This window comes from Sphingomonas sp. CROZ-RG-20F-R02-07 (assembly GCF_022662335.1).
GTDB lineage: Bacteria > Pseudomonadota > Alphaproteobacteria > Sphingomonadales > Sphingomonadaceae > Sphingomonas.
The window spans coordinates 247,979-268,423 of sequence record NZ_JAKNQJ010000004.1; the positions used below are offsets into that span (position 1 = coordinate 247,979).

The window sequence follows — 20,445 nt, forward strand, 5'->3', positions numbered from 1 at the left end:
GGGCGGCTCAGGCCCCCGGCAGTTCCAGGATCCGCTTGGCGATGATGTTCAACTGGATCTCGCTCGTGCCGCCCTCGATCGAGTTGGCCTTGGTGCGAAGCCAGGCGCGGGGCGCGGCGCCGCCATGGCTGGCTTCGCTGTCCCATTCGAGCGCGTCCGATCCGCCGGCCGCCATGATGAGTTCGTGGCGGCTCTTGTTCAGCTCGGTGCCGTAATATTTCATCATGCTCGGCTGGGCCGGGTGGGCACGGCCGGCCTTCAGCTCGTCGATAAACCGTTCGGACATCGCCCCGAACGCCTTGGCACGCACCTCGAACAGCGCGATCGACGCGCGCAGCAGCGGATCGGCCAGCCGGCCGTCATGACCCAGCCCCACCGTCGCAATCGCGCCGATGACCAACGGGTTCTCGCCCTGGCCGCCGAGCCCCATGCCCGAGATCATCTCGCGTTCGTGGCCGAGCAGATATTTGGCTACGTCCCAGCCCTTGTTCTCGTCGTGAACGCGGTTGACCTTGGGCACCTCGACATTGTCGAAAAAGGTCTCGCAAAACGGCGAGTTGCCACTGATGAGCAGGATCGGCTTGGTCGAGACGCCGGGCGAGGCCATGTCGAACAGCACGAAGCTGATCCCGCCCTGCTTTGATTCCTTCGATGTGCGGACGAGGCAGAAGATCCAGTCCGCCTTGTCGGCATAGCTCGTCCACACCTTCTGGCCGTTGACGAGATAATGGTCGCCCTTGTCCTCCGCCGACGTGGCGAGGCCGGCGAGATCGGAACCGGCATTGGGTTCGGAATAGCCCTGGCACCAGCGGATCTCGCCGCGCGCGATCTTGGTCAGGTGGTCGAGCTTCTGCTCCTCGGTGCCGTATTTGAGCAAAGCGGGCCCGAGCATCGAGATGCCGAACGAATTCAGCGGATTGCGCGCGTGGATCGCGGCCATCTCTTCGCGCAGGATCTTGGTTTCGGCCGGGCTGAGCCCGCCGCCGCCATAGGCCTTGGGCCAATCGGGCACGGCCCAGCCCTTGGCCGCCATCCGGTCGAGCCAGTCCTTCTGCGCCGGGCTCGATGGCGTGAAGTTGCGGCCGCCCCAGCAGACGTCCTTGTCGGTGCGGACCGGCTCGCGCATCTCGGGCGGACAGTTCTCCGCCAGCCAGGCGCGGGTTTCGGTGCGGAAGGTGTCGAGATCGCTCACTTGATGGTTCCGTTCTTCAGGCTCTGCGCGACGGTGAAGCCGTGCTTTTCCAATCCCTTGACGACCTTGTCATAGCCTTCGGTCTTGGCCCAGAACATCGGGCCACCACGGTAGATGGGCCAGCCATAGCCATAGATCCACACGACATCGACATCGCTCGCGCGCTGCGCCTTGCCTTCTTCGAGGATCAGCGCGCCTTCGTTCACCATCGGATAGAGCGTGCGCTCGACGATCTCCTCGTCGGTGATCTCGCGGACATTGCTGCCCGATTTGGCGCGGAACTCCTCGATGATCTCGGCGACGCGGGGCGAGGGGGTCGGCTGCCGCTTCTCGTCATAATCGTAGAAACCGGCCTGTTTCTTCTGCCCCCATCGCCCTTCGGCGGCGAGCGCGTCGCGAATGTTCTCGATGCGGCTCGGATCGCGATGCCAACCGATGTCCACGCCCGCCAGATCGCTCATTTGGAACGGCCCCATCGGCATGCCGAACGCGACATGGACGCGGTCGATCTGCTCGGGGGTCGCACCCTCCATCAGCAATTTGTTCGCCTCGACCTGGCGCGGCATCAGCATGCGGTTGCCGATGAAGCCATAGGTGACGCCGGCCACGACCGCGACCTTCTTGATCCTCTTGGCGAGCGCCATGACCGTCGCCAGCACGTCGTTCGCGGTCTTTTCCCCGCGCACGACCTCCAGCAGCTTCATGACGTTGGCGGGCGAGAAGAAGTGCATGCCGACGACGTCCTGCGGACGCCTGGTGCACGCCGCGATCTCGTCGATGTCGAGGTAGGACGTGTTCGAGGCGAGGATCGCGCCGGGTTTGCAGATCGCATCCAGCTTGGTGAAGATGTCCTTCTTCACCTCCATGGTCTCGTACACCGCCTCGATCACCAGATCGCATTCCGCCAACGCGGCGAAATCGAGCGTCGGATTGAGCGCGCCCATGGCGGCCTCGACCTGCCCGGGCTTCAGCCGGCCCTTGGCGGCGGACGCCTCGTAATTCTTGCGCACCACGCCGGTGCCGCGATCGAGCGCCTCCTGCTGCATTTCCACGATCGTCACCGGGATGCCGGCCGACAGGAAGTTCATCGCGATGCCGCCACCCATCGTGCCGGCGCCGATCACGCCCACGCGCTTGATGTCGCGCAGCGTGGTGTCGGCGGGAACGTCGTCGATCTTGGCGGCCTGCCGCTCGGCGAAGAAGATGTGGCGCTGTGCGGCGGACTGGACGCCGGTCATCAGCCGCATGAACTCCTGCCGCTCGAACGCGATGCCGTCGGCGAAGCTCGAACCATCGGTTGCCTTTTCGACGCAGGCGATGTTCGCGGCGGGCGCTTCGAAGCCACGGAACCGGCGTGCATTCTCCTTCTTGAAGGCGGCCACCGCCTCCGGATCGGGCTGGGCGGTCTTTTCGGATGCGCGGGGCAGGGGGCGCTTGTGCGCAACTTCCTGCGCGAAGGCGATCGCGTCGGCGACGAGACTGTCCTCGCCGACGATCCGGTCGATCAGCCCGGTATCCAGCGCCGTCTTCGCCGAGATCGGATCGCCCTTCGCCGTCATCTCCAGCGCGAGCTTCACGCCCGCGATCCGCGGAATGCGTTGCGTGCCGCCCGCACCCGGCAGCAGGCCGAGCTTCACCTCGGGCGTGCCGATCTTCGCCGACGGCACCGCGACCCGGTAGTGGCAGCCAAGCGTCACCTCGCATCCGCCACCCAGCGCCGTGCCGTGGATCGCCGCGACCACCGGCTTGGACGACGCCTCGATCATGTCCACGACCATGGGGAGGCCCGGCTCGACCGGCGGCTTGCCGAATTCGGTGATGTCGGCGCCCGCGAAAAAGGTGCGGCCGTCGCAGCGGATCACCATCGCGGCAACGCTGTCGTCGTTCACGCCCTGTTTGATCGCGGCTTCCAGCCCCTGGCGGACGGCGGCGCCCAGCGCGTTGACGGGCGGATTGTTCGACACGATCACGAGCACATCGCCGTGGCGCTCGGTGCGGATGGGGGACGTCATTCCTGCTCTCCTGTCATCGTCGTCAGATCAGCGCCGCGTAGATCATGGTCTTCAATTCGCGGCGAATGGGGTAAAGGCTGCTGGGGGCGAGCTGGGTCATGAACACCATGGTGACACGCTCGACCGGATCGACGAAGAAGGCGGTCGAAAACATGCCGCCCCAATAATATTCGCCCTGCGACCCGGGAATCATCGTCTTGGCGACATCGTCGTTGATCGCAAAGCCGAGTCCGAAGCCGGTGCCGGCATTGGTCGCCTCGCTGAACAGCGACTTCGACATCGAGGCGAGATCGGACTGGCCGGGCAGATGGTTCCGCGTCATCAGCTCGAGCGTCTTGCGCCCAAGGATGCGCGCGCCGTCCAGCGTCCCGCCGTTCAGGCACATGGTGCAGAACCGATGATAATCGAGCGCGGTCGAGACGAGCCCGCCGCCGCCCGAAAGCAGCTGCGGCGGCCGGCTCCACGCGCTGGCGGCGCCACGGTCGAGCATGACGCGGCCCTTGATGGGGTCGAAGGTGTAGCAGTCGGTCAGGCGATCGACCTTGTCGGCGGGCACCGTGAAGCCGGTATCGTCCATGCCGAGCGGCGCGAAGATTCGTTCGGCGAAGAACCGGTCGAGCGGCATGCCCGATACGCGCTGCACCACGGCGCCCAGCACGTCGGTCGCGACCGAATAATTCCAGGATTGCCCCGGCGAGAATTCCAGCGGCAGTTCGGCCAGCGCCGCGACGAAGCCGTCGAGATCATGGTTGCCGTGCCAGCTTTCGATCTTGCCGGCGCGGTAGGCCGCATCGACGTTGGTGCGGTTCTGGAAGCCGTAGGTGAACCCCGCGGTATGGCGGAGCAGGTCGACCATCCGCATCGGCTCCGCGAGCGGGCGGGTCGAGAAGGGCACGCCGGCGCCCCCGCCTTGATAGACCGAGAGCTTGGCGAATTCGGGCAGAATGTGATGGACGGGCGTGTCGAGCGCCACCTTGCCGGCCTCCACCAGCATCATGAACGCCACCGAGGTGATCGGCTTGGTCATCGATGCGATGCGGAACAGCGACGTCTCGTCGACCGGGGCGCCCTGTTCACGCGCGGCACCGGTGCTGGAGAAATGCGCGATCCGGCCTTCGCGCGCGACGAGCAGTTGCGCGTTCGGCAATTTGCCGCTCGCCACATAGCGCTCCGCGAGCATCGCATCGATCGCCGCCAGGCGTCCGGCATCGAAGCCGCAGCTTTCGGGATTTGCAGTCTGCACGCCATACCTCTGGTTCGAAGCGTCCTGGTCCTATTGCCTTGAGCGGCGCAGGAATCAACTCTAACCTTGCGATCAGAGCCCCCAGGGGCAAACCCGGAATTCAACTTGGAGTGCGTGCCTTGGCCAGCGAACCGATCATCGCCCTCGATCCAGCATGGCCCGCGATGACGATCGCCGAAACCGAGCGGCTGCTCACGGCGCCGGGCCAGCGGTTCGAGATGGAAACCGTGGCGGTCGACGGGGTGGACACGCGGGTGTGGAAGAACGCGCCGCCCACGCTCGGCGGGATCGCCGCTGCCGCCAAGGCGCATGGCGAGCGGCTGTTCGTGATCCATGAGGACGAGCGCATCACCTATGACGCCACCCACCGTGCCACCGCGGCGCTGGCGCGGGCGCTGATCGCGCGGGGGGTGGGGAAGGGCGACCGGGTCGCGATCGCCATGCGCAACCTGCCCGAATGGCCGGTCGCGTTCTTCGCGGCGGTGTCGATCGGCGCGATCGCGGTCCCGCTCAACGCGTGGTGGACGGGCGCGGAGCTGGAATATGGCCTGACCGATTCCGGTGCCCGGGTGCTGATCGTGGACGGCGATCGCTACGCCCGGCTGGCGCAGGATCATGCCGCGCTGCCCGCTCTGGAACAGGTGCTGGTGACTCGCGCCACCACGCCGCTCGCATCGCCCGCCACGCGGCTGGAGGAGGTGCTGGGCCTGCCGCGCGATTGGGCGAAATTGCCCGATGTCGCCATCCCGCAGGCCGAGGTCGCGCCGGAGGACCCCGCCACGATCTTCTACACCAGCGGCACGACCGGGCGACCCAAGGGTGCGCTCGGCAGCCACCGCAATCTGACGACGAACATCCTGTCGTCGGGCTATGCCGCCGCGCGCACCGCGCTGCGCCGGGGCGAGATGCCGGCCCCCCCGGCGCCGCGGACGATGCTGACCGTCATTCCGCTGTTTCACGTCACCGCCTGCTCGGCGGGGATGATGGGCGCGATCGCCACGGGCAGCACGATGGTGTTCATGCGCCGCTGGGACACGGTGCGCGCGATGGAGATCATCCAGGCCGAGCGGGTGAACGTGACCGGCGGCGTGCCGACGATCGCATGGCAGTTGCTCGAACATCCCGATCGCGCGAACTATGATCTCTCCAGCCTCGAATCGATCGCCTATGGCGGTGCACCGTCCGCGCCCGAGTTGGTGCGGCGCATCCATGAGGAGTTCGGCGCGCTGCCCGGCAATGGCTGGGGCATGACCGAGACGATGGCCACGGTCACCAATTTCGGTGGCGAGGATTATCTGAACCGGCCCACCAGCGCCGGGCCGCCCGTCGCCGTAGCCGATCTGCGGATCAGGGACGAGACCGGCACGGTGGACCTGTCGACGGGCGAGATCGGCGAACTCTGGGTGCGCGGGCCGATGGTGGTGAAGGGCTATTGGAACCGGCCCGAAGCGACTGCGGAGACGTTCGTCGACGGCTGGGTGCGCACCGGCGATCTGGCGCGGCTGGACGAGGAGGGATTTCTCTACATCGTCGACCGCGCAAAGGACATGGTGATCCGCGGGGGCGAGAACATCTATTCGATCGAGGTGGAGAACGTCCTCTATGCGCATCCGGCGGTGACGGACGCCGCGCTGATCGGGCTGCCGCACCGGACGCTCGGCGAGGAGCCGGCCGCTGTCGTCCATCTCGCGCCGGGCATGACGGCCAGCGAGGCCGAGTTGCAGGCCTGGGTGCGCGTGCGGCTGGCGGCGTTCAAGACGCCGGTGGCGATCCGGTTCGTGGCGGACACGCTGCCGCGCAACGCCAATGGCAAGATCCTGAAAAAGGATCTGAAGACGCTGTTCGACGATCGGACGGCAAGGGCCGGGGCCGAAGTTGGCACCTAGAGGGTCCGGCCGGCGGGATTGTTCGAGCGATATCAAAGGCATAGCGCGAAATGGCGCCTGCCCCGATCGCGACCGCACGCCCATCAACGCCGATGGTGCTCGCCGCGATACCCGGCTAGCATGCGGCCATGGCCGACGATCACAGCAGCACCGAGGCCCATGCGCCGCCGGTCGGGGACAATATCCTGGGCATTCCCGCCGGAGTCGATGCCGCGGACGCGGTCCGCATCGCCATGCGGCGCGACCGGCTGCTGGCCTCCCTCACGCTGACGGCGGGCGTGGGGCTGGTGCTCGCCACCCCCTTCGCGCTTAAGTCGGGGTCGGAATTCTTCCTGCCGCTCACCGTATCGCTGGTGATCGCGGTGGCGCTGGTGCCCGTGCTCGAATGGCTGGAGCGGCGCGGCGTGCCGTCCGCGGTCGCCGCCATGACGTGCGTCGTCGCCTTCCTCGTCGCCGCCAATGTGGCGATCGCCGCGATCGTGGTGCCGGCCACCGATTTCTTCCGCCTGCTGCCGACGCGGATCGGCCGCATCCAGCACAATCTGGCGCCGCTGCTCGAACTCTATTCGAGCCTCGAAAAATATGTGAACAAGACGCTGCGCACCGTCGCGGCAGCACCCATCCGCCAGGCGCCGAGCACCGCCACCGCGCCGCCCAGCTCGATCCTCGAACTCGCCGCGACATCGGCGCCGACGCTGATCGTGCAGTTCCTGTTCGGGCTGCTGATCGTGTTCTTCTTCCTGTCCGGCTGGACGCGGATGCGGCGGCGCACGATCACCGGCCGCACCAGCTTCGACGGCGCGATGGCGACGGCGCGCGTGATCCAGGAGGTGGTGGACGACGTCTCGGCCTATCTCGGCACGATCACCGTCATCAACCTGACGCTGGGCGTCATCACCGGCTTCGCGCTGTGGATGGTGGGCATGCCCTATCCCGCGATGTGGGGCGGGATCGTCGCCATGCTCAACTATATCCCCTATTTCGGCCCGGTGATCGGCGCGCTGCTGCTGGCGGTGGGCGGGCTCATGACCTTTGCCGACATCTGGCGCGCGTTGCTGCCGCCGGCGATCATGTACGGGCTGCACCTGATGGAGGCGAACGTCATAACGCCACTGGTGGTGGGTCACCGGCTGACGATCAGCCCGATCATGATTCTCATCTCGCTCAGCTTCTGGGGATGGGTGTGGGGCACGACGGGCGCGCTGCTCGCGGTGCCGCTGCTCATCATCCTGCAGACCGTGCTGCGCGCCGCGGGCAAGCCCGATATCGCCGGTTTCCTGTTCGAACACGGCACGCTGGTGCAGCCGCCGCGCGGCCGTTCGCGCCGGGCGAACGAAAAGGATGAAACACTTGGTTGACAGGGTTGGAGGCCTCGCCTAGTTGGCGCCTCCACGCTGCTTCAGCGGGTGTAGCTCAGTTGGTTAGAGCGCCGGCCTGTCACGCCGGAGGTCGCGGGTTCGAGCCCCGTCACTCGCGCCAGCGCGCACGCAAATAGCGAAGCTGTTTGCGAGACGCGTCAGCGCGACCGCCGGGGCCATGCCCCGTTCGACGTTGCGGGCTTTGCCCGTGGCGCGATCCGCCCCAGCCGCGGGTTATTCTCACAAGCCATTCCTTGCTCACGCTCGCAATAACGGTCCAGCGACCCGCTGGGACGGTCGAAGCGTTCGCTCCGCAAGCACCGCGCCGCGCGGTACAGGCCCTTCGACAAGCTCAGGGCGAACGCAGAAGAGGTGACGTCTTCAAACCATCCCCGTTCGTGCTGAGCCGGTCGGAGCACCTGCTCCGCAGCCAGCCCCCGCATTCGCTACACCCGGTGTTAACCAAGCGCGGCAACGCCTCGGAACTTCAGCGAAACCGCCCGCCACCCTGGGCGCCCCCTATCGCCAGCGCCCCGTCTCCATCCACTGCAGCAGCGGCTTGAGCGGCGCGATCCAGATCATTCCCATTACCAGATAGAACAGGAGCTGCGCGACCCAGTGCCAGCGGCCCACCATCGGCGACAGGCTGGCGACGAGCCCGCACCAGAACAGGATCAGCGCCAGGATCGCGAAGATTCCGGCGGGTTTTCGCCAGCTTGGCGTCATGGCACGATCCAGTCCTGTTCGGTGGCGATGGCGTGAAGTGGCACGTCCCATGGATCGGGCACGAGGCGGTCGACCCGCTGCACGCTCCACGCCACGCCGACGCGCCAGGCACCCGGATGGGCGGCGAAGGCGCGGTCGTAATGGCCCGCGCCCTGGCCCAGCCGATGGCCCGCGGAATCGAAGCCGAGCAGCGGGGTGAGGATGATCGCGGGCACGCGCTCGGCGGCCTCAGGCGCGGGTTGCCGCAGCCCGAACGGACCCGCGGCAAGCGCAATCTCCGCGTCCCAATCGAGAAACCGCAGCGGCGTCGCGCGATCCACGACATGGGGCAGCGCGAGAATACACCCCGCGGCGCGCGCCGCCTCGAACAGCGGCGCTGGATCGGTCTCGCCCCCCACCGGCACATAGCCGGCGACGACGAGGCCCGGCGACAGGCGTTGCAGAAAGGCGTCGTCGACGCGAATCGCGCCGCCGGGATGCGACAGGCGCAGCGCGCGCAGGTGGCGGCGGAGAGCGACCTTGGCGCTCATGCGGGGTGGCTGCGGGGCGGGGTGGCGGGCCCACCATGGCCGTGTGCCGGGTTATCCACTGACGCACGGTACGTCAGGTGGGAACCATGTACGTCGGACCAGGGTCCGGGCAGGGACAGTCCCCTTTGGATGATGAATAGCCTCAGGGATAATAAAGGCTCGATACCGGGCAGAACCCGCCGCTTGCCTATCTAGGCGCTCGGCGGGGTTTGCTCAAGGGCGGCGGCAAGGCTTTCGAGCCGTTCGGCGATGCGCGCGAGCGCGGCCTCGCTCACCGCGGCGCCCGCCGGCGGGCGGTGGAGCGAATCGTCCAGATCGTCCGCGAGCATCATCGCCACGAAGAACATCGCGCGTTCGGGGCTGAGCCCGCCCGCCGCACGCTGCGCCATCGGCCAGCGTTCGGCGATCATCGCGCCGAGCAGGTCGACGCGCGCCTCTTCGCCGTCGCGGCAGGCGACGCTGTAGCTGCGGCCGCCGAAGGACAGGGTCACCTCGGCCATCAGCCGGTGCTCCCGCGCGCGATCACGTCGTCGAGCGCCGCGACCGCCTCCGCCATCCGGGCCTTCAGCGCATCGTGGCGCCGCGCGAGCGCATCGGCGCTTGCCGCGCGTGCGGCGATCGCGCCCTCGATCCGGGCGATCGCGGCGTCGACGCGCGCGGCGGCCGAATGCGGGTCGTCGGAAATTTCGTCTGCCATCGGCCGGGGATAGGCATGGCGGCGGCGGCGGGCAACCGGCGATTGCGGCGGGGCGGTTGACATGCGACGAGCCGCCCGCGAAGGCGGGGCGCCGATCGCGCGGGCGCCGCGTGGCGCGCGCTGGCCGCGCCGTCACACCCCGGGTTCGCGAGATCGTCCGGCACGAATATATTGTGCGATATCAAAGGTTTGACGGGGAGTTCTGCCATGACGGTGAAGGTTGCGATCAACGGATTCGGGCGCATCGGCCGCCTCGTCGCGCGCGCGCTGCTCGAAAAGGGCGGCGAACTGGAGCTCGTCGCGATCAACGATCTGGCCGACGCCAAGTCGAACGCCTGGCTGTTCAGCCGCGACAGCGTGCACGGCCGCTACCCCGGCGACGTTTCGGCGGACGGCAACGACCTCGTCGTGGACGGCAAGCGCATCCGCGTGACCGCCGAGCGCGATCCGGCGAACCTGCCGCATGCCGAACTGGGCGTCGAGATCGTGCTGGAATGCACCGGCTTCTTCACCGATCGCGCCGGCGCACAGAAGCATATCGATGCCGGCGCCAAGAAGGTGCTGATCTCGGCGCCGGCCAAGGGCGTCGATCTCACCGTCGTGTACGGCGTGAACGACGACAAGCTGGAGGCGGGGCACCACATCGTCTCCAACGCGTCGTGCACCACCAATTGCCTGGCGCCCGTCGCCAAGGTGCTGAACGACGCGATCGGCATCGAGCGCGGGCTGATGACGACCGTCCACGCCTACACCAACGACCAGAAGATCCTCGATCAGATCCATCCCGATCTGCGCCGCGCGCGCGCTGCCGCGATGTCGATGATCCCGACGACGACGGGCGCTGCGCGCGCCGTGGCCGAGGTGCTGCCGGAACTGAAGGGCAAGCTCGACGGCTCCGCGATCCGCGTGCCCGTGCCCGACGTCAGCATGATCGACCTGACCTTCACCCCCTCGCGCGATACGACGCGCGACGAGGTGAACGCGGTGCTGAAGGCCGCGGCGGAGGAGGGGCCCCTGAAGGGCGTCCTCGTCTATACCGACGAGCCGCTCGTCTCGATCGACCTGATGCATTCGCCGCAAAGCTCGACGGTCGACAGCCTGGAGACCGCGGTGATCGACGGCAAGCTCGTGCGCGTGCTGAGCTGGTACGACAATGAGTGGGGCTTCTCGAACCGCATGGTCGACACCGCGACCGCGATGGCCGCGTTCGTCTGAGGCCGGGCTGGTGACGGGTCGCCTGATCGGCATCGCGCGCCATGGCCGCCCCAAGGGGCCGATGGAGACGGTCGAGACGATCACGGTGACGGTGGAAGGCGGGATCCAGGGCGATTTTCGCGGCACGATCAAGCCCGGCGGCAAGGGCCGGCGGCAGGTGACGCTGATCGAGCGGATCGACTGGGAGGCGGCGATGGCGGAGGTGGGCCACACCATCGCCTGGTCCGAACGGCGCTCCAACCTGCTCGTCGAGGGGCTGGACCTGCCGCAGGTTCCAGGCGTCCGGCTGCGGATCGGCGCCGAGGTGGTGCTGGAGATCACGCGCGAAACCGATCCGTGCGAGCGGATGGAAGCGCTGGCACCCGGCCTGAAGGCGGCGTTGCTGCCCGATTGGCGCGGCGGCGCCTGTGCGCGGGTGAAGGTGGGTGGCACGATCGCCATCGGTGATGCAATCGGGATCGAAGAACCATGACCAAGCCGTTCAAGACGCTCGATGATATGGGCGAGATCGCGGGCAAGCGGGTGCTCGTTCGCGAAGACCTGAACGTGCCGATGGCCGAGGGTCAGGTGACCGACGACACCCGGCTGCGCGCCACGGTCGCGACCGTCACGGAGCTGGCGGACCGGGGCGCGATCGTGCTGGTCCTCGCGCATTTCGGCCGCCCCAAGGGGCAGCGTCACCCGGACATGTCTCTGGCGATGGTGGTGCGTCCCTATGCCGGGCTGCTCGGGTGGCCGGTGCGCTTCGTTGACTGGGACGGCGCCGAGGATGCGGTGGCCATGATGCAGCCGGGCGACATCGCGGTGCTGGAGAACACCCGCTTCTTCGCAGGCGAAGAGACGAACGACCCGCAAGTGATTGCGAATATGGCAAACCTCGGCGATTTCTACGTCAACGACGCCTTTTCCGCGGCGCACCGCGCGCATGCCTCGACCGAGGGGCTGGCGCATGCGCTGCCCGCCTTTGCCGGCCGCGCGATGGAGGCCGAGCTCGACGCGCTGCAAAAGGCGCTGGGCGCCCCCGAGCATCCGGTGGCGGCGGTGGTCGGCGGGGCCAAGGTGTCGAGCAAGCTCGCGGTGCTGAAGCATCTGGTCGGGCAGGTGGATCACCTCATCATCGGCGGCGGGATGGCCAACACCTTCCTCGCGGCGCGCGGCGTGAACGTGGGCAAGTCGCTGTGCGAGCACGATCTGACCGGCACCGCGGATTCGATCCTCGACGCCGCGGAGCGCGCCGGCTGCACCGTGCATCTGCCGTACGACGTGGTGGTGGCGAAGGAATTCCGCGCCGACCCGCCGACGCGCACCGTCAACGTGCACGAGGTGGCGGCCGACGAGATGATCCTCGATATCGGGCCCGCGGCGGTCGAGGCGCTGGGCGACGTGCTGAAGAATTGCCGCACCCTGGTGTGGAACGGTCCGCTGGGTGCGTTCGAGACCACACCTTTCGACGTGGCGACGGTGGCGCTCGCGCGGATCGCCGCGGCGCTGACGCAGGACGGCACGCTCGTGTCGGTGGCGGGTGGCGGCGATACGGTGGCGGCGCTCAACCATGCCGGGGTGGCGGGCGACTTCACCTTCGTCTCGACCGCGGGCGGCGCGTTCCTCGAATGGATGGAGGGGCAGGCGCTGCCCGGCGTCGCGGCGCTGATGGGCTGATTCAGCCCGCCGGCGGCGCCTCGCGCAGCAGCGGCACGAGCAGCGCGTTCAGATCGTCGAGATCGAACGCGCCCGTCTTGGCGTAGCGGATCGTGCCGGCGCGATCGATGACATAGTTGGTCGGCAGCGCGCCCATCACGCCATAGGGCCCCTTGATCCGGCGCGCCGACTGGATCGTCATCTTCGCGAACAGCGGCTTCAACTGATAGGGCGACAGCGAATCCTCGGTCGCCACCGCGAACACGCGCAGGCCGTTCGGCTTGCGGAGCTGGTAATAGGAATCGAGCAGCGGCAGCTCGCGCTTGCACGGGCCGCACCATGTCGCCCAGAAGTTCAGCACCACCACCTGTCCGCGCAGGTCGGCCAGATGGACCTTGCTGCCGTCGATCAGCGTCATCTCGAATTCGGGCGCCGCGTCGCCGACGCGCGGCTCTTTCGCCGGCAGCGATGCCGATGACGCCAGCAGGAGCGCCGCGGCGATAAAGCCCATTCTCGTCATGATCGTCCCCCCGGCGCGCAGGATGATCCGCGGGGCCGCCGCCGTCAACACGGCGGCGTTGCGGCGAGCGGAGCGCGTCGATAAGGCGGGACCACCTGGCGGACGAGGGTGACCCCTTCGCGACCATCGAGAGGGATCGACCATGACTTCGCAGCACGACGTAATGATGGCGCAGATGGTGAGCGGTGCGGGCTTCATCGCCGCGCTCGACCAGAGCGGCGGCTCCACCCCCGGCGCCCTGAAGGCTTATGGCGTGCGCGAGGATGGCTGGTCGAACGACGAGCAGATGTACGACTTGATCCACCAGATGCGCGTGCGGATCATCACCGCGCCGTCGTTCACCGGCGCGCGCATCCTGGCGGCGATCCTGTTCGAGCGCACTATGGACGGCGAGGCCGACGGCGTGCCGGTGCCGACCGCGCTGTGGAACCGTGGCGTCGTGCCGATGCTGAAGATGGACAAGGGGCTGGAGGACGAGGCGGACGGCGTCCAGCTAATGAAGCCGATCCCCGGGCTCGATCCGCTGCTGGCGCGCGCCAAGAGCCTGGGTGTGTTCGGCACCAAGATGCGATCGGTGGTGAAGAGCGCCTCGGCTACCGGCATCGCGGCGATCGTCGCGCAGCAGTTCGAGATCGCGGCGCAGATCGCCGGCCACGGGCTGATGCCGATCCTCGAGCCCGAAGTGTCGCTCAAAAGCCCCGATCGCGCCGCCGCCGAGACGATGCTGCACGACGAACTGCGTCGTGGGCTCGATGCGCTCACGGGCGACGCGCGCGTGATGCTGAAGCTGACGATCCCGGCCGAGCCCGACCTCTATGCCGATCTGATCGGCCATCACCGCGTCGCCCGCGTCGTGGCGCTGTCGGGTGGCTATTCGCGCGACGAGGCCTGTGCCGAACTCGCCAAGAATCATGGCCTGATCGCGAGCTTCAGCCGCGCGCTGCTCGAGGATCTGCGCCACGGGATGGACGATGCCGAATTCGACCGTACGCTTGCCACCGCGATCGACGCGATCTACCGCGCCTCGACCGTGAAGATGTAACCGCGGATGGGCGAGCAGCGGTTCGACTATCACCGCTCGGTGGCGCCCATGCTCTGGGTGCTGGCCGGGATCTCGATCCTCGAACTGCTGCTCGTCCATCTGCTCGTCTCGCTGTTGCTGAACGCGGCGGCGGCGGCATTGCTGTCGCTGCTCACGGCGGCGGGCGTGATCTGGCTGGGCGTCGCGATCGCCGCGATGAAGCGGCGGCCGGTGCTGCTCGATGCCGAGCGGCTGGTGATGCGCGTCGGCACGTTCAAGTCCGTCACCATACCGGTATCGACCATCGCTGGCCTCCGCACCGAATGGGGCGCCCAGGCGCTGAAAGCGCGCACGCTGCTGAAACTCTCGCTCGTCGCCTATCCCAATGTGATCGTCGACCTGACCGAACCGCGCCCCGGCCGGCACGGAATCATCGCGATCGCGCACCGGCTGGACGATCCCGCCGCCTTCGTCGCGGCGATCGAGCGGCTTTCGCCGGCCCCTTCGAGCCGCTAGGCGGGCGGGATGACTGAAGACGATCCCCTGGGCCCGCTCGATCCCGAATTCGCGGCGGCCTTCACACGCGACATCCGCCGGCCGCCGTGCCAGCTCTATCTCGTCTCGCCGCTCGCGGTCAGCGACGGCTTTCCCGATCGACTGGCGCGCGCGCTCGACGCCGGGCCGGTGGCGGCGTTCCAGTTCCGCGTGAAGGATGTCGACCAGCACGCCGCCGCCGCGCTCGCCGAGCCGCTCCAGCGGATCTGCGCCGACCGCGACGTGGCGTTCCTCGTCAACGACAGCGTGGCGCTGGCCAAACGGCTCGGCGCGGACGGCGTCCATCTGGGGCAGGACGATGGCGATCCGCGCGAGGCGCGGCTGGAGCTCGGCCCCAACGCCCAGATCGGCGTCACCTGCCACGACAGCCGCCATCTCGCGATGGAAGCGGGCGAGGCGGGGGCGGATTATGTCGCGTTCGGCAGCTTCCATCCCACGGTGACCAAGACGACGAGCCACACCCCGGATCGCTCGATCCTGTCTTGGTGGGCGACGCTGTTCGAGATGCCGTGCGTCGCGATCGGCGGGATCACGCCCGCCAATGCCGCGCCGCTGGTGAAGGCGGGCGCCGATTTCCTCGCCGTCAGCCATGCGGTGTGGGGTGGGGACGAGGCCGCGGCGGTGCAGGCGTTCACCGCGATCCTCGGCTGAAGACGTTTCGCCGCGGAAACAAGCGGCGGCTCCGGTTGTTGTCGCTCCGGATAAAATGCGAAGGGGTGGACGATGTTGCGTATGATGACGGCCTTGGCGACGGGGGCGGCTGCGATCGCCGCGGTGGCGATCCCCTTGGCAGCGCAGCAGCCGGCCGCGACGCCGGCTGCCGCCGCGTCCGCGCAGCCGACGCCGGGCGGAAAGCCCGCGCTCGATCCGTCGATCCTGCACGTTCAGGTGATCCTCGATCATCTCGGCTTCTCGCCCGGCATCCTCGACGGGCGCGAGGGCATGTCGCTCACCGCGGCGCTGAATGGCTTCCAGGAGAGCCGCGGCCTGCCGATCACCGGCAAGATCGATCCCGAGACGCTGAAGGCGCTCGCGGCCTATCGCGACATCCGGCCCACCGTGACGGTGACGCTCGATCCCGCGATCCTCGCCGGCCCGTACACGCCCAACATCCCGCATGGCGAAGACCAGCAGGCGAAGCTGCCGGCGCTCGGCTACCGCGATCCGATGGAGAAGCTGGGCGAGATGTTTCACACCACGCCCGACGTGATCCGCGAACTGAACGCGCCGGGCACGAAGCTGGCGCCGGGCGTGAAGGTCGTCTTCCCAGACGCTGTGACGACGGGCCGCGCCTATGACCCCAAGCTGAAGCCCGAATGGCGCGAGACGCTCGCCATGCTGAACGTCGATTCGACTCAGCCCCAGGCCGCCAAGGTGGTCGTGTCCAAATCCAAGAAGGTGCTGCGCGTGCTGGATGCGCAGGGCAAGCTGGTCGCGCAGTTCCAGGTGACGACGGGCAGCACGCACGATCCGCTGCCGCTCGGCACGTGGAAGATCTACGGCGCCGACACCAACCCCAAATTCCACTTCAACCCCGCGCTGTTCTGGGATGCGAAGAAGGGCGAGAAGAAGGCGATGCTGCCGCCGGGGCCGAACGGCCCGGTCGGCGTGGTGTGGCTCGATCTCTCCAAGGAACATTACGGCATCCACGGCACGCCCGAACCCTCGCTGATCGGGCGCACCGCGAGCCATGGCTGCGTGCGGCTGGCCAATTGGAACGCGGCGCGGCTGGCCCTGATGGTCAAGCCGGGCACCCCGGCGGTGTTCGAGGAATAGCCGCGTGACTCGGCTCGGCTGGGGAATATTGGGGCTGATCCTGGTGACGCTCGTCGGCTTCTTGTCGCTCACCTCGTTCGGGGTGACCGACGGAAGTCGCATCCGTGCGGCGCTGACGCGGGCGCCGGCCCCAGTGCCCGCGTCCATAGCTGCCGCCCCGATGCCGGGCGGACCCGGGCTGATCGTTCCTGTCTCGGGCGTGGCGCGGGCGGCCTTGTACGACAGTTGGGGCGATGCCCGCGACGGCGGCACGCGCCAGCATCACGGCACCGACATTCCGGCGCCCGCGGGCACCCCGGTGATCGCCGCCGCGCCCGGTCGCGTCGAGAAACTGTTCCAGAGCGCGGCGGGCGGCACCACCCTTTATGTCCGTTCGCCAGACGGGCGCTGGACCTATTACTACGCGCATCTGGCGGGCTATGCGCCGGGCGTGCATGAAGGGATGGCGGTCACTACGGGGGACTCGCTGGGCTTCGTCGGCGATACGGGCGATGCCGGCGCGGGCAATTTCCACCTCCATTTCGGGATGGCGCGGATGCAGCCGGGCGAGCATTGGTGGCAGGGGACGGACGTCGATCCCTTCCCACTGCTTGCCGCCGGGCGGCTCCCCGGCTAAGGCGCCGCCTTCGGGTTTTTCGTGGCAAGCGGAACGCCCCTTCGCTCTTTCCAGCAGGTATCCCATGAAGATCAGCGGCGTGGACATCCGTCCGGGCAACATCATCGAATATGAAGGCGGCATCTGGCGCGCGGTGAAGATCCAGCATACCCAGCCCGGCAAGGGCGGCGCCTATATGCAGGTCGAGATGAAGAACCTCATCGACGGCCGCAAGAACAACGTGCGCTTCCGCTCGGCCGAGACGGTGGAGCGTGTGCGGCTCGACACCAAGGATTTCCAGTTTCTGTTCCGCGACGGCGACGCGCTGACCTTCATGGACAAGGACAATTACGAGCAGATCACGCTCGACGCGGGCATTCTAGGCGACGCCGCGGCGTTCCTGCAGGACGGTATGGATGTCGTGCTCGAACTCTATGACGACAGGCCGATTTCGGTCGAGCTGCCGAGCACGATCGAAGCCACGATCGTCGAGGCCGACGCGGTCGTGAAGGGGCAGACCGCTTCGTCCAGCTACAAGCCCGCGGTGCTCGACAACGGCGTGCGCGTGATGGTGCCGCCGCATATCGGCGCTGGCACGCGGATCGTGGTCGACGTCTACGAGCAGACCTATGTGAGGCGCGCCGACTGATCCCCAGCCGCCTACCGTGCGGCTGTTTACTCCGTTCGTGCTGAGCTTGTCGAAGCACATGCCGTCAGGCGCCACCGCGCTTGGCAGGCCCTTTGACAGGCTCAGAGCGAACGGGGATACAATGTTTTCGCCAGGAGCGATCCATGCCTTCCCATTCCGGTATCATGACCGTCATCGAGCGCGCCGCACGCAAGGCCGCGCCGAAGCTGCGCCGCGACTTCAACGAGGTCCAGCACCTGCAGGTGAGCCGCAAGGGGCCGGCGGATTTCGTGTCGATGGCCGACAAGCAGGCCGAGCAGACGATCTACGAGGAACTTTCGCACGCGCGCCCCGATTGGGGGTTCCTGATGGAGGAGCGCGGCGAGGTGGCGGGCGATCCCTCCAAACCGCGCTTCATCGTCGATCCGCTCGACGGCACGTCGAACTTCCTCCACGGGCTGCCCCATTTCGCGATCTCGATAGCGGTCGAGGAGGTGTTGCCGAACGGCAAGCGCGAGGTGACCTCGGCGCTCGTCTACCAGCCGCTGACCGACGAGAGCTTCTGGGCCGAAAAGGGGCGCGGCGCGTGGCTCACCGACCAGCGGCTGCGCGTGTCGTCGAGGCGCGAACTGCCCGATGCGCTCATCGCCACGGGCATTCCGTTTCTCGGCCATGGCGATTTCGTCCAGTGGAGCCGCATCTTCGGTGCGGTCGCCCCCGAGGTCGCGGGCATCCGACGCTTCGGCGCCGCGGCGCTCGATCTCGCCTGGGTCGCGGCGGGGCGATATGACGGCTATTGGGAATCGGGGCTGAAACCTTGGGACACCGCGGCGGGCGTGCTGCTCGTCAAGGAGGCCGGCGGCTTCGTTACCGATTTCCGCGGCGGCGACCGCGCGAACGAACGCAACGAGTATCTCGCCGCGAACGACCAGATCCACTCGCGCCTTCACAAGCTGGTGGCGGGCGCGCTGCGCTGACCGGGCGGAGGTCGGGCCGGTGGTGTTGCGAGTGATTCTCACGGCCTCCAGCCTTGCCCGCACTCGGCCATTTGCCTAAAGCCGACGCATCACTTCGCACCTGCGAGAAACCCTTTGGTCGACCTGTCGCAATATCTGCCCATCCTGCTGTTCCTCGGCGTGGCGCTCGCGCTGTCGAGCGCGTTCGTGCTGCTGCCGATGCTGGTGTCGCGCCTGACCGGCTCGCACAAGCCGACCGTCGCCAAGCTGTCCGAATATGAATGCGGCTTTCCCGCGTTCGAGGATCCGCGCAGCCAGTTCGACGTGCGCTTTTATCTCGTTGCCATTCTGTTCATCGTCTTCGATCTCGAGGCGGCGTTCCTATATCCTTGGGCAGTCAGCGTTTTTTCGCTGGGTTGGACGGCCTGGATCTCGATGATGGTGTTTATTGCAGAGCTTGCGCTGGGCCTTGCCTATGCCTGGAAGAAGGGAGCCCTCGATTGGGAGTAGAGCTCACGCCCGCACCCGCCGTTCGCGGTGAGGTGTTGCCGCCGGATCAGGGCTTCTTCGACAGCCTGAACGGCGAGCTGACCGACAAGGGTTTCCTCGTCACCTCGACCGAGGAGCTGTTTCAGTGGGCGCGCACGGGCTCGCTGTGGTGGATGACGTTCGGCCTCGCCTGCTGCGCGGTCGAGATGATCCACGTCAACATGCCGCGCTACGACCTCGAGCGTTTCGGCGCGGCGCCGCGCGCTTCGCCGCGCCAGTCGGACGTGATGATCGTGGCGGGCACGCTGTGCAACAAGATGGCGCCGGCGCTCCGCAAGGTCTACGACCAGATGTCGGAGCCCAAATACGTCGTCTCGATGGGCAGCTGCGCCAATGGCGGCGGCTATTATCATTACAGCTATAGCGTCGTTCGCGGTTGCGACCGGATCGTGCCGGTGGACATCTACGTCCCCGGCTGCCCGCCGACCGCCGAGGCTTTGCTGTACGGTATCATGCAGCTCCAGCGGAAGATCCGCCGCAGCGGGAGCATCGAGCGATGAGGGCGCCGGCACCCGCCTGGGCCGCGGACCTGAACGGCGCGACGATCGAGGCCGCGCGCGGCGCGATCGGCGCGGCTTTGCTCGACGCGGTTGAGCATGTTGGCGAGGTCGCGCTCCATGTGCGCCGCGACGCGCTGGTCGCGGCGATGATGGCGCTACGGGACACGCCGGGCCTCGAATATCAGCAGTTGATGGAAATCGCGGGCGTCGATTATCCCGATCGCGGCGCCGAGCGGTTCGAAGTGGTCTATTGCCTGCTCTCGCTCACGCGCAACCATCGTCTTCGCGTGCATGTCGCGGCGGACGACGAGAACCCGGTGCCGTCGGTGACGGGGCTGTGGCCGGTCGCCGGCTGGCTCGAGCGCGAGGTCTATGATCTCTACGGCGTGTTGTTCGCGGGCAACGCGGATCTGCGCCGGATCCTGACCGATTATGGTTTTCGGGGCCATCCGCTGCGCAAGGACTTCCCGATGACGGGCTATGTCGAGCTGCGATATTCCGAGGAGGAAAAGCGCGTCGTGTACGAGCCCGTGCAGCTCGCGCAGGATTTCCGCACCTTCGACTTCATGAGCCCATGGGAAGGCGCCGAATATGCGCTGCCCGGCGACGAGAAGGCGGCGCTGCCGGAGGCCAAGGGTGCGCCGACGCCGCTCTCGGCCGATGCGGTCGGCAAGGCCGATGCCGCGCAGAGCGCGACCAAGGCGCCTGCTGCGCCGAGCGAGGGCTATGCCAAAAAGGACGTGGGCGGCTCGGATCAGACCGGTGCCGGCCAGGCGGGTGCCGATGCGGCGCCCAAGCCGGCCGATCCCGACGTGACGCCCACCAAGGGCGCAGGACAGAACCAGTGA

23 protein-coding genes and 1 tRNA gene are annotated in these 20,445 nt (G+C 67.6%); 16 read left to right on the forward strand and 8 right to left on the reverse strand.

The window, feature by feature from the left end:
- Positions 1-7 precede the first annotated feature (7 nt).
- Genes L8H00_RS08820 through L8H00_RS08830 form a run of 3 tightly spaced genes read right to left on the reverse strand, consistent with a single transcriptional unit; the run spans position 8 to position 4,447 of the window.
- The gene (locus L8H00_RS08820; protein ID WP_242096921.1) at positions 8-1,192 is read right to left on the reverse strand and encodes an acyl-CoA dehydrogenase family protein; all 1,185 of its coding nucleotides are present in this window, start codon (positions 1,190-1,192) and stop codon (positions 8-10) included.
- Positions 1,189-3,204 carry a 3-hydroxyacyl-CoA dehydrogenase NAD-binding domain-containing protein gene (locus L8H00_RS08825; RefSeq protein ID WP_242096922.1) on the reverse strand — a complete coding sequence of 672 codons (2,016 nt, stop codon included), beginning with the start codon at positions 3,202-3,204 and terminating at the stop codon, positions 1,189-1,191. Before L8H00_RS08825 ends, L8H00_RS08820 begins: the two co-directional genes overlap by 4 nt.
- 22 nt (positions 3,205-3,226) lie before the next feature.
- Entirely contained in the window at positions 3,227-4,447 is a 1,221-nt protein-coding gene (locus tag L8H00_RS08830; protein ID WP_242096923.1) for a serine hydrolase domain-containing protein, read from the reverse strand.
- Between the two features lie 164 nt (positions 4,448-4,611).
- Between L8H00_RS08830 and L8H00_RS08835 the strand changes: the two genes are divergently transcribed.
- From L8H00_RS08835 to L8H00_RS08845, 3 genes are all read left to right on the forward strand, one after another.
- Complete coding sequence (locus L8H00_RS08835; protein ID WP_242097065.1) at positions 4,612-6,333, forward strand: class I adenylate-forming enzyme family protein; 1,722 nt, start codon at positions 4,612-4,614, stop codon at positions 6,331-6,333.
- A 233-nt stretch (positions 6,334-6,566) separates the two neighbouring features.
- Complete coding sequence (locus L8H00_RS08840) at positions 6,567-7,691, forward strand: AI-2E family transporter (protein WP_242097066.1); 1,125 nt, start codon at positions 6,567-6,569, stop codon at positions 7,689-7,691.
- A gap of 44 nt (positions 7,692-7,735) precedes the next feature.
- Positions 7,736-7,812, forward strand: a tRNA-Asp gene (locus L8H00_RS08845).
- 398 nt (positions 7,813-8,210) lie between these two features.
- Here L8H00_RS08845 and L8H00_RS08850 read toward each other — a convergent pair.
- The 4 genes from L8H00_RS08850 to L8H00_RS08865 form a co-directional block, all read right to left on the reverse strand.
- Positions 8,211-8,417 (reverse strand): DUF2842 domain-containing protein, encoded by a 207-nt coding sequence (locus tag L8H00_RS08850; RefSeq protein WP_242096924.1) that lies wholly within the window; start codon positions 8,415-8,417, stop codon positions 8,211-8,213.
- Positions 8,414-8,947 (reverse strand): 5-formyltetrahydrofolate cyclo-ligase, encoded by a 534-nt coding sequence (locus tag L8H00_RS08855; RefSeq protein WP_242096925.1) that lies wholly within the window; start codon positions 8,945-8,947, stop codon positions 8,414-8,416. Before L8H00_RS08855 ends, L8H00_RS08850 begins: the two co-directional genes overlap by 4 nt.
- Positions 8,948-9,138: 191 nt before the next feature.
- Entirely contained in the window at positions 9,139-9,447 is a 309-nt protein-coding gene (locus L8H00_RS08860) for a cell division protein ZapA (protein ID WP_242096926.1), read from the reverse strand.
- Positions 9,447-9,707, reverse strand: coding sequence for a hypothetical protein (locus tag L8H00_RS08865; protein ID WP_242096927.1), 261 nt, complete (start codon positions 9,705-9,707; stop codon positions 9,447-9,449). Before L8H00_RS08865 ends, L8H00_RS08860 begins: the two co-directional genes overlap by 1 nt.
- A 144-nt stretch (positions 9,708-9,851) precedes the next feature.
- Between L8H00_RS08865 and gap the strand changes: the two genes are divergently transcribed.
- The 3 genes from gap to L8H00_RS08880 all read left to right on the forward strand — a co-directional run bounded on the left by gap (position 9,852) and on the right by L8H00_RS08880 (position 12,518).
- The gene (gene gap / locus L8H00_RS08870) at positions 9,852-10,859 is read left to right on the forward strand and encodes a type I glyceraldehyde-3-phosphate dehydrogenase (RefSeq protein ID WP_242096928.1); all 1,008 of its coding nucleotides are present in this window, start codon (positions 9,852-9,854) and stop codon (positions 10,857-10,859) included.
- A 61-nt stretch (positions 10,860-10,920) separates the two neighbouring features.
- On the forward strand, positions 10,921-11,331 hold the full coding sequence (locus tag L8H00_RS08875) for an MOSC domain-containing protein (RefSeq protein ID WP_242097067.1): 411 nt from the start codon (positions 10,921-10,923) through the stop codon (positions 11,329-11,331).
- Positions 11,328-12,518 (forward strand): phosphoglycerate kinase, encoded by a 1,191-nt coding sequence (locus L8H00_RS08880; protein ID WP_242096929.1) that lies wholly within the window; start codon positions 11,328-11,330, stop codon positions 12,516-12,518. Before L8H00_RS08875 ends, L8H00_RS08880 begins: the two co-directional genes overlap by 4 nt.
- A 1-nt stretch (position 12,519) precedes the next feature.
- Here the strand turns inward: L8H00_RS08880 and L8H00_RS08885 are convergent, their stop codons facing one another.
- Positions 12,520-13,017 carry a TlpA disulfide reductase family protein gene (locus tag L8H00_RS08885; protein ID WP_242096930.1) on the reverse strand — a complete coding sequence of 166 codons (498 nt, stop codon included), beginning with the start codon at positions 13,015-13,017 and terminating at the stop codon, positions 12,520-12,522.
- A 142-nt stretch (positions 13,018-13,159) separates the two neighbouring features.
- On the opposite strand from L8H00_RS08885, the gene L8H00_RS08890 reads away from it, so the two are divergent.
- The 10 genes from L8H00_RS08890 to L8H00_RS08935 all read left to right on the forward strand — a co-directional run bounded on the left by L8H00_RS08890 (position 13,160) and on the right by L8H00_RS08935 (position 20,445).
- A complete protein-coding gene (locus L8H00_RS08890) occupies positions 13,160-14,059 on the forward strand; it encodes a fructose bisphosphate aldolase (RefSeq protein WP_242096931.1) in 900 nt (299 codons plus the stop codon).
- A 6-nt stretch (positions 14,060-14,065) separates the two neighbouring features.
- Complete coding sequence (locus L8H00_RS08895; RefSeq protein WP_242096932.1) at positions 14,066-14,554, forward strand: hypothetical protein; 489 nt, start codon at positions 14,066-14,068, stop codon at positions 14,552-14,554.
- 9 nt (positions 14,555-14,563) lie between these two features.
- Positions 14,564-15,244: a thiamine phosphate synthase gene (gene thiE / locus L8H00_RS08900; protein ID WP_242096933.1), complete on the forward strand. Its 681-nt coding sequence runs from the start codon at positions 14,564-14,566 to the stop codon at positions 15,242-15,244.
- A 72-nt stretch (positions 15,245-15,316) separates the two neighbouring features.
- Complete coding sequence (locus tag L8H00_RS08905) at positions 15,317-16,369, forward strand: L,D-transpeptidase (RefSeq protein WP_242096934.1); 1,053 nt, start codon at positions 15,317-15,319, stop codon at positions 16,367-16,369.
- A 4-nt stretch (positions 16,370-16,373) separates the two neighbouring features.
- Positions 16,374-16,985 carry a M23 family metallopeptidase gene (locus L8H00_RS08910; RefSeq protein ID WP_242096935.1) on the forward strand — a complete coding sequence of 204 codons (612 nt, stop codon included), beginning with the start codon at positions 16,374-16,376 and terminating at the stop codon, positions 16,983-16,985.
- Between the two features lie 64 nt (positions 16,986-17,049).
- Entirely contained in the window at positions 17,050-17,613 is a 564-nt protein-coding gene (efp, locus tag L8H00_RS08915; RefSeq protein ID WP_242096936.1) for an elongation factor P, read from the forward strand.
- A gap of 143 nt (positions 17,614-17,756) precedes the next feature.
- Positions 17,757-18,569 carry an inositol monophosphatase family protein gene (locus L8H00_RS08920; RefSeq protein ID WP_242096937.1) on the forward strand — a complete coding sequence of 271 codons (813 nt, stop codon included), beginning with the start codon at positions 17,757-17,759 and terminating at the stop codon, positions 18,567-18,569.
- Between the two features lie 114 nt (positions 18,570-18,683).
- Positions 18,684-19,058, forward strand: a complete 375-nt coding sequence (gene ndhC, locus L8H00_RS08925) for an NADH-quinone oxidoreductase subunit A (RefSeq protein WP_242096938.1) — start codon at positions 18,684-18,686, stop codon at positions 19,056-19,058.
- Positions 19,049-19,597: an NADH-quinone oxidoreductase subunit B gene (locus L8H00_RS08930; protein WP_242096939.1), complete on the forward strand. Its 549-nt coding sequence runs from the start codon at positions 19,049-19,051 to the stop codon at positions 19,595-19,597. Before ndhC ends, L8H00_RS08930 begins: the two co-directional genes overlap by 10 nt.
- Complete coding sequence (locus L8H00_RS08935; RefSeq protein WP_242096940.1) at positions 19,594-20,445, forward strand: NADH-quinone oxidoreductase subunit C; 852 nt, start codon at positions 19,594-19,596, stop codon at positions 20,443-20,445. The genes L8H00_RS08930 and L8H00_RS08935 overlap by 4 nt, the downstream gene beginning before the upstream one ends.